The sequence below is a fragment of the Thioalkalivibrio sp. genome (assembly GCF_007692535.1).
Taxonomy (GTDB): domain Bacteria; phylum Pseudomonadota; class Gammaproteobacteria; order Ectothiorhodospirales; family Ectothiorhodospiraceae; genus Thioalkalivibrio.
On sequence record NZ_REBW01000049.1, the window covers coordinates 21970 to 27969 of the forward strand.

Genomic DNA, 6000 nt, shown 5'->3' on the forward strand with positions numbered 1-6000 from the left:
ACACGCAGCATAAGGGCGGGATGAACCTGATCCCTTTCTGCCGCGCGTCTACGAGGGCCACGTTGAGGCCCTGACATCATCACCGCATGCCGCCTCCCAGGATGCGAGCGGCGGTGCAGAAAGGGGGGGTTGAAATGCTATTCTTGAACATCCGGCATGGCCCGCGAGCTCCCGGATTGCCCATCCGATCGCACGACAAATCATCCTGGAAACAAGGAACGCCATGAAACTGTTTACCTGCCGGTCCTGCGGCCAGCACCTGTATTTCGAGAACGTGGCGTGCACGCGTTGCGGCCACACGCTGGGATTTCTTCCGGATCGCCTCGAGGTCGCGGCGCTCAAGGCCAGCTGGGATGGATTGTGGCGGGCATTGGGGTCACGTCACGACAGCCACCGCTACCGCATGTGTGCGAACTCGACCGATTACGAGATCTGCAACTGGATGGTACCGGAGCACGATGCCAACCCCCTGTGTCTCTCCTGTCGCCTGAACAACACCATCCCAGACCTCAGCGTGCCCGAAAATGCCACCCGCTGGCAGCGCCTGGAATCCGAGAAGCGCCGACTGGTTTACAGCCTGCTCCGACTGGGGCTTCCGATCCAGCCCAAACACGAGAATCCCGCTGGGCTGGCCTTCGATTTCCTTGCGGACAGCGAACCCGCATTCAATGAAACGGGCAAGGTCCTGACGGGACATGCCGACGGCCTGATCACCATCAACATTGCCGAGGCCGATCCCGCCACCCGAGAGCGCATGCGCCAGGATATGGCCGAGCCCTACCGGACCATCCTGGGGCACTTCCGCCACGAGTCGGGGCACTACTACTGGGACCGCCTGGTCCGGGGCAGTCAATGGATGGACGAGTTCCATCGGCTCTTCGGCGACGAGACCCTCGACTATGGGCAGGCACTGGAGCGCCACCACACGGAGGGCGCTCCGGCAGGCTGGCCGGAGCAGTTCATCAGCGCCTATGCCAGCAGCCATGCCTGGGAGGACTGGGCCGAGACCTGGGCGCACTACCTGCACATCGTCGACACGCTGGAGACGGCCCAACAGTTCGGCATTCGGGTGCAGCCACGGGTGGGAGGCCGCGCTGAACTGAGGGCCGCGCACTCATTCGATCCCTATGCCCAAGACGATTTCCAGGTCATTCTCAATCACTGGCTACCGCTCGCGTTTGCCATGAACAGCCTGAACCGCAGCATGGGGCACGAAGACGCCTACCCCTTCGTGCTCGCCCCACCGGTGATCGAGAAACTGCGGCTGGTGCACCGGATCGTGAAAGACCCCCGCGCTACTGCATGAAGACGTGCCCTTCTTCCTGTTGCAGACGGATGATTTCGGCGTCCGCCATCGGCACCATGTGCACGAAACCGTGAATGTCCTCCGGTGCGAAGCCGCGCGCATGCGCAGCGGCCTCGCACATCCGGAACTGGATCGGCCCGGCCAGGGTCAGGCTCTGCGCACGCCGCATCAATTCGCCGTGCTCCGCGTAGTTCTCGATGGCGAAGAAACCGATCTCGTCTCCGTGCAGCACCAGCACGATGGAAGCGTCAAATGGATCGGCGTCATAGACGTTGTTCAGAAAGCTGACCCGGTCGAGGATGCGGTCAAACCGCTCCGGGTCGCCCTCGGCAACGTCATACACCACCTTCTGCGGCGCATAGTCGACCTCCTCCAGGCTGGCCATTCCCCACGGCGCCTCGGGTTCGGACAGCGCCGGTGCAGACATGAACATCGCAATACCGATAACAGCAAGGGCTTTCCCGATTATCGTAGACATGTCTTTCTCCTGAGTTGACTTCCGCGCCCGGGAATCTCCCGATTCGGCCGCTGCCATGGTTCCATGCGATCCAACCGGAAATCCGGGGGATGCGGCGACCGATCGATGATACCCGACTGTTGGTGGACGTCACCGCAGCCATCGGCATTCCCGGGTAGACATCCTGTCGGTGCAGATGCCGGGCGTCTTCGAATTTCTGCTATGCATGCTGTTCGTGCTGCTGCTTGGCGCGGTGAACCTCTAACGCCAGTCCTGTCCCGGCGCAATCATATCCAGAACATGCACCTCGTTCGTGCTTGCATGATATTCATAGAGGAAGGTGTGGCCCGCAACGGAGAACATGCGCACGTCCCCCTGAAACCGCGCACCACATTCAGGGAAGGTGGCCAAGGTCTCGACCAGGCGCGTTTGCAGCAAATGAAGAAAATGCAGCACATCCGGAATCTCGTCGACGGCGACAAAGTCGATCACCAGCACAATGGAGGCATCGACCTCGGGGCCGAAAATGACCTTGGCATCCTTCACCCGTGGAGCTTAGGAGATACGTGATGTTGCGCGAGCACGCAGGCGCTCGAAGTATGCATCGTCCGCGACCACACCCTGCCCCCCTTCAATCGCCGCTCGACTGCTTTTCAGCCGCCGGTTGATTTCGAGCTGGGCCATCAGCGCGTCGATGACGTTGCGCGTACCTGCTGCGACCTCAGCCTTGAGCGGTTCCGCGAGAAGTGCATCAGCCAGAGCGCGCACGTCTTCCATAGCAAACACTGCCGCGATCTCGCGATGGTTCTTGGTCACGGTCACCGGCTCACGGCGGGCTGCTTCCAGCAAGCGCCCGAAGGTATTCTTGGCTTCCACAGCCGTCACAGTCTTCATGGATAGATACCCCGCATTACAAGCCAATACAGCCATTATGGCCGAAATGGCTTGTAACGCCAAAATATCCGGCGACTTCAGCCCAAGTCCCACAGGCATCTAGTGGGCCATGCGGAAAGTTCGGACCTGATTATCACGGAAGCTCCGCAGAGGATCCCTTCGCGCGCAGGGCGCGCTCCCACGGCTCCTTGTCCTTGTAGGAGCCTGCCTTGCAGGCGAAGGTTTTGGCGGTTTCGCTGCGATGAATGCGATTTTCCCGGCTTGCGGAGGATTCGTGATCATCAGGAGGCCGGAAGTTCTCGAGTTTCTGCTATACATGCTGTTCGTGCTGCTGATTGGCGCGGTGAACCTCTGGGTCAGCTTCGGGCTGGCTCTTTGTGTCGCGCTCAGGGCCAGGGGAACGCGTATCGGTGCGGGGGCACAACGCATGGCAAGGGAGAACACATGAATCTCGAGAAAGTGGTTTTCGGCTTCTTCATCATCCTGGCGCTGACGCTGAACTTCGGCTTCTTTCTCGGCGAGATCGACAATCCCGCGCATCACAACGTCTACGAGTTGTTCGCCGCCGTCGTCGTGAACCTGATCGCGACGGTCCTCAAGTTCGGCGACCGGACCCAGACCGGGGCGCTGCTGCTGGCCACCTCGCTGGTCGCGGTCCTGCAGTTGTTTGCCGCTGCCGCCGTCTGGGCCTATGCCGTGAACATCAGCGCGGCCGGGATGGACGGCATGATGATGGCCAGCATCGTGTCGCTCGCGGGAGGCGCGATGCTCGCGAACGTGATCTCGGTGGTGCTGTTGATCGCCGATACCGTGAACCTGCGCCGCTGAGGCAATCGTGGACAAGGTCCTGTTTCTCTTCCTGCGGCGCATGCGTGCGCCGCTCCTGCTGCTGATGGCGGCGTACAGCATCTCCATCACCGGCCTGGTCCTGATCCCGGGCGTGGACGACCAGGGCGAGGTCTGGCGCATGGACTTCTTCCATGCCTTCTACTTCGTCACCTATACGGCGCCGACGATCGGGTTCGGCGAGATTCCCTACACCTTCACCGAAGCGCAGCGCATGTGGGCCGCGCTGACCATCTACATGTCGGTGATCGCATGGCTTTATGCAATTGGTCGAATCCTTGGCCTGGTGCAGGACCCGACCTTCAGGCTGGCGGTCAGCCAGCAGGCCTTCGATCGCAGCATCCGCCGCCTGCGTGCGCCGTTCTTCATTGTCTGCGGCTATGGCGACACCGGGGGACTGCTCGTTCGCGCCCTGCTCCGGCGGCGCAAACGGGTTGTGGTGATCGACAGCGATCAGGACCGCATCACCGATCTTGCGCTCTCCGATATGGACTACCACGTGCCGGGGCTTTGCGCGGATGCGAGCAGTTCTGCCCGGCTCCGTTCGGCCGGCCTGCACAACCCGTTCTGCCAGGGCGTCGTCGCGCTCACCGACAGCGACGAGGTGAACCTCAAGATCGCGATCACCGTGAAGTTGCTGAACCCCGAGCTGCCGGTCATCTGCCGCGCGGAAAGCGTTGATGCCGAGAGGAACATGCGCTCCTTCGGCACCGAGCACGTGATCAATCCCTTCGAGACCTTTGGCGATCGACTGGCACTGGCGCTGCACTCTCCCGGGCATCATCTTCTGCACCAGTGGCTCAGCAGCGTTCCCGGCAGCGACCTGCCGATGCCGTTGTACCCACCGGGCGGTCGCTGGATTCTGTGCGGCTACGGGCGCTTCGGCAAGGCGGTGCACCAGGGCCTCACGCGCGAAGGCGTGACCACAGTCATCATCGAAGAGGATCCGGAGGGAACCGGCTGCACCCGTGACTGCGTGCAGGGCCGCGGCACCGAGGCAGACACGCTGCAGCAGGCCGGAATCGATGGCGCTGCCGGAATTGTCGCGGGAACCAACCACGACACCAACAACCTGTCGATCCTGATGACGGCGCATGAACTGAATCCGGATCTGTTCATGGTCGGCCGCCAGAACAAGGACGACAACGGAGCCCTGTTTGCCGCCGGACACGTCGATCTCGTGATGCGCCACAGCGAGATCCTCGCCGAGGCGGTGCTCGCGCACCTGACCTCGCCGCTGCTGCCTCTCTTCCTGAAGCTCGCTCGCGAACGTGACGACGACTGGGCCAACGAGCTCGTCAGTCGGATCGGCGCGGTCACCGACGAACGGGTACCGGAACTGTGGAGCGCCCCACTGACGCCCGACGCGGCACCCGCGTTGCTGCAGCGGCTGCGCTACGAGCCGCTCTCCCTGGGGCAACTGCTGGTCGATCCGGGCCGACGGGAGCAGCAGGTTCCCTGCGTGACGCTGCTGCTCCAGCGCGGTGGCGGGAGGGAGAAACTGGTCACTCCCGACGCCGAGATACCGCTGCACCCGGGTGACCGGATCCTGTTCGCCGGCCAGCCGTGCGCGGCGTCGCGCATCAACCGGGCGCTGCGCAACCCGCAGGCCCTGGACTTCCTGATCACGGGCGAGGATCGTCCGCAGGGCTGGATCTGGCGCCGCATCGCACAGCGCGCGGCCTGACCGGGCTGCACGCACGGCTGAACACCCTCCCGAACCGAACGAAAGGCGACTTGCCGCCCACCGGATATACCCCGCGCGCAGGGCCAGATGGTACCTTAGCGCCTTCCCCAGCCACTCCGGAGCCCCAAAGATGTCCACGACCCTGATCAGCCTGATGGTCGCCCTGCACGCCCTGTCCGCCGCGATCTGGGTGGGTGGAATGTTCTTCGCCTATGTGGCCATGCGCCCGGCCGCCGCCGCCCTGCTCGCGGTGCCGGAACGCACCACACTGTGGCAGGACAGCTTTGCACGCTTCTTCCCCTGGGTCTGGGGCATCATCATCGTGCTGCTCGCAACCGGCTTCTGGCTGATTTTCGGGCTCTATGGCGGAATGGGCAACGTGGGCGGCCATGTGCACTGGATGCTGCTCCTGGGCCTGATCATGATGGCGATCTACGCGCACATCTTCTTTGCCCCCTACCGGCGCATGCGCCAGGCCATCGCGGCACAGGACTGGCCCGAAGCCGGTCGCCGGCTCGGTCAGATCCGCATCTTCATCGGCATCAACCTGGTGATCGGTCTGGTCACCATCGTCCTCGGCACTGGCGGGCGCTATTGGTGAACGAGCATCCTCCCGGTGCGCTTGGGCTTCACGTCACGGTACGCTGCGGGTGAATCAAGCGACCGGCAACCTGGCTGAGCCTCATGGCTAACCGCCATGATCCTGCGCCACCCCTGACGATGAAAAGCCACAATCCGTAGGTCGGGTTAGCCCCAAGGGCGTAACCCGACGGGTCTCGCACCCACCCATGGCCGCAAAGCAGCGTCGTC

Annotated in this window: 7 protein-coding genes and 1 pseudogene; 5 read left to right on the forward strand and 3 right to left on the reverse strand. The window is 63.0% G+C overall.

Translation table 11 applies throughout. The features are described from left to right. Positions 1–223 precede the first annotated feature (223 nt). A complete protein-coding gene (locus tag EA346_RS00990; protein ID WP_296754517.1) occupies positions 224–1306 on the forward strand; it encodes a putative zinc-binding peptidase in 1083 nt (360 codons plus the stop codon). Here EA346_RS00990 and EA346_RS00995 read toward each other — a convergent pair. The 3 genes from EA346_RS00995 to EA346_RS01005 all read right to left on the reverse strand — a co-directional run bounded on the left by EA346_RS00995 (position 1296) and on the right by EA346_RS01005 (position 2657). After that, the gene (locus EA346_RS00995) at positions 1296–1784 is read right to left on the reverse strand and encodes a DsrE family protein (RefSeq protein ID WP_296754519.1); all 489 of its coding nucleotides are present in this window, start codon (positions 1782–1784) and stop codon (positions 1296–1298) included. The two genes, EA346_RS00990 and EA346_RS00995, sit on opposite strands and share 11 nt — an antisense overlap. A 240-nt stretch (positions 1785–2024) precedes the next feature. Then, the gene (locus tag EA346_RS01000) at positions 2025–2309 is read right to left on the reverse strand and encodes a hypothetical protein (protein WP_296754522.1); all 285 of its coding nucleotides are present in this window, start codon (positions 2307–2309) and stop codon (positions 2025–2027) included. 9 nt (positions 2310–2318) lie between these two features. Further along, positions 2319–2657 (reverse strand): type II toxin-antitoxin system prevent-host-death family antitoxin, encoded by a 339-nt coding sequence (locus EA346_RS01005; RefSeq protein ID WP_296754524.1) that lies wholly within the window; start codon positions 2655–2657, stop codon positions 2319–2321. A gap of 295 nt (positions 2658–2952) precedes the next feature. On the opposite strand from EA346_RS01005, the pseudogene EA346_RS01010 reads away from it, so the two are divergent. The 4 genes and pseudogenes from EA346_RS01010 to EA346_RS01025 form a co-directional block, all read left to right on the forward strand. Beyond that, positions 2953–3072 (forward strand): annotated as a pseudogene (locus EA346_RS01010) (hypothetical protein); the annotation flags it as partial. Positions 3073–3101: 29 nt separating this feature from the next. Beyond that, on the forward strand, positions 3102–3485 hold the full coding sequence (locus tag EA346_RS01015; RefSeq protein WP_296754527.1) for a DUF6394 family protein: 384 nt from the start codon (positions 3102–3104) through the stop codon (positions 3483–3485). A 40-nt stretch (positions 3486–3525) separates the two neighbouring features. Continuing rightward, entirely contained in the window at positions 3526–5190 is a 1665-nt protein-coding gene (locus tag EA346_RS01020; protein WP_296754533.1) for an NAD-binding protein, read from the forward strand. Between the two features lie 130 nt (positions 5191–5320). Beyond that, positions 5321–5791: a CopD family protein gene (locus EA346_RS01025; RefSeq protein ID WP_296754530.1), complete on the forward strand. Its 471-nt coding sequence runs from the start codon at positions 5321–5323 to the stop codon at positions 5789–5791. Positions 5792–6000 lie beyond the last annotated feature (209 nt).